Annotated in this window: 1 protein-coding gene, 1 tRNA gene and 1 pseudogene; 1 reads left to right on the top strand and 2 read right to left on the bottom strand. The window is 42.7% G+C overall.

The annotated features are described in order from the left end of the window. Positions 1-141: 141 nt before the first annotated feature. Together CUN59_RS02770 and CUN59_RS02765 are read right to left on the bottom strand one after the other, a co-directional pair. A complete protein-coding gene (locus tag CUN59_RS02770) occupies positions 142-756 on the bottom strand; it encodes a chorismate lyase (RefSeq protein WP_104386400.1) in 615 nt (204 codons plus the stop codon). A gap of 168 nt (positions 757-924) precedes the next feature. After that, positions 925-989: transfer RNA gene (locus CUN59_RS02765), tRNA-OTHER, on the bottom strand. Positions 990-1,270: 281 nt separating this feature from the next. Here CUN59_RS02765 and CUN59_RS02760 point away from each other — a divergent pair. After that, positions 1,271-2,399 (top strand): annotated as a pseudogene (locus CUN59_RS02760) (acetyl-CoA carboxylase biotin carboxylase subunit); the annotation flags it as partial.

Below are 2,399 nucleotides of genomic sequence, written 5' to 3'. Positions count from 1 at the left end.
CCCTTTAGTCAAAAAGTCATTTTCTCCCTCATTTAGAGTTGATTATGACACAAATTTGACATGAAAAGTCTATTAGTTTCCCCAACTGCTGTAGATGAAACCTTGACCCTATCTGGTTTTGGATATTAGTCATGGAGAAAATTAACCTTCATAATTCATTGCACCTAGATATTTAGTTAAAAAAGGCGAGAAAACTTCATAAATTAAAGTTAGCGGTTGTCCATGATGCCAAAATAAATAATGGCGACCCCAAAATGGCCCCTTTTCCTGAAAACCTGACTCTAACGCTTCTGAGTTACCATAATAAATACCTTGCACATCTCTATACAACTCAGTCCGTAACCGCGCCAAACTTGCCCAAATTGGTAAAGACTTGTTTTGTAAGTATTCATCTACATGACTTGCTTCCCACCAGGACGCAGCATAATATAAACGTTGACCAGAGGCAGTTCTGACCCACACCTGTCGGCGTACTCTTGGACCAGGCAACATTTGTATAATTGTGGGCGCACCATCCGTATCCATGCCAATTGTGGACATATCAATTACGTCTACCTCCGTTGGTTCACCAGTTAGCAGTTGTACGTGCCTTGTAGGAGAACCATCACCCAATAATAGTAATTGCCAAGTTGGTGCTAACTGGGTATGAGGTAAACCGCGTTTAACTACTTCTTCCCCTCCTTGCCAGAGGGGAGTAAGACAATGCCAAGCACTTGGCAAGATTAAGTTATGTGTCGGATTAAAAATAGTAGTCAATGTTCTTTACAAAAGTTAATCTATTTATATACTATCCATCATTCCAGCAGAAAAACCAATATCTTAAAGATGGTCAGTTGTGCGTTGGGAAATTCTTGCCTGTTGCCTAAAAAATGTAAACCCGCAGTCAAACATTAATGACGGCGGGTAAATTACATCTTAGTAAAATGCGGATGGCGAGACTCGAACTCGCCCCCTCAAGCGTGCGCGTATACCAATTCCGCCACATCCGCACGAGTCCAACACAGATTACAGTATAACATAAAAAAATCTCTTAAGTGCAATATTTTCCAAAATTTTTGCAAAGATTTTTTTGAATGGGTATGAGACTGACAGAAATATAGTTACAAGACAAGTCATATTAAAAGGTCTAGCAAAGATGCCACAGAATCTAATAGTCTGCTAAGAATGATGTTTGGGGATATCCTGTCACGATTTACAGTAATGCAACAGCTTTATGTCAGCAGGATGGGAGAAAATGTCAATCTACTGGTACTGATATCGTCACTAGAAAATGAAATTTGACAAAATATTAATTGCTAATCGAGGAGAAATCGCCCTTCGCATTCTCCGCGCCTGTGAAGAAATGGGAATTGCCACAATTGCCGTTCACTCTACTGTTGACAGAAACGCGCTACACGTCCAACTGGCAGATGAAGCGGTTTGCATTGGTGAACCTGCCAGCAGCAAAAGTTATTTGAACATTCCCAACATTATTGCGGCTGCATTAACGCGCAATACCAGTGCAATTCATCCTGGTTATGGGTTTTTGTCAGAAAATGCCAGGTTTGCAGAAATTTGTGCCGACCATCACATTGCTTTTATTGGTCCTAGTCCCGAAGCGATTAGGATGATGGGGGATAAGTCCACCGCCAAAGAAACCATGCAAAAAGCCGGTGTACCCACAGTTCCCGGTAGTGAAGGGCTGGTAGAATCGGAAGAACAAGGATTAGCGATCGCCAAAGAAATCGGTTATCCTGTGATGATTAAAGCCACCGCCGGCGGTGGAGGTCGAGGAATGCGGCTGGTACGTTCTGAAGAGGAATTTGTTAAACTATACCTTGCAGTATCCCCGCCACATTGAATTTCAGATTTTAGCGGATAACTACGGTAACGTCATCCATTTAGGTGAAAGAGATTGTTCAATTCAGCGTCGTAACCAAAAACTCCTAGAAGAAGCTCCCAGTCCTGCCTTAGATCCAGAATTACGGCAAAAAATGGGCGAGGCTGCCGTCAAAGCAGCCCAATTTATCAACTACACCGGCGCAGGAACTATCGAATTTCTCCTCGATAAATTCGGTAAATTCTATTTCATGGAAATGAATACCCGCATACAAGTAGAACATCCAGTCACAGAAATGATTACTGGCATAGACTTAGTAGTAGAACAAATTCGCATTGCTCAAGGTGAAAGACTGCGCTGGACACAAGATCAAGTAATTTTGAGAGGACATTCCATCGAATGCCGGATTAACGCCGAAGATCCCGATCATGATTTTCGCCCCGCCCCTGGCAAAATTAGTGGTTATCTGCCACCAGGAGGACCCGGCGTGCGGATTGACTCCCACGTGTACACGGATTACAGTATCCCCCCTTATTACGATTCCCTCATTGGTAAATTAATCGTTTGGGGTCCAGATCGA

The organism is Cuspidothrix issatschenkoi CHARLIE-1 (assembly GCF_002934005.1).
Taxonomy (GTDB): Bacteria; Cyanobacteriota; Cyanobacteriia; order Cyanobacteriales; family Nostocaceae; genus Cuspidothrix; species Cuspidothrix issatschenkoi.
This window is presented reverse-complemented; position numbering and strand designations above follow the sequence as displayed.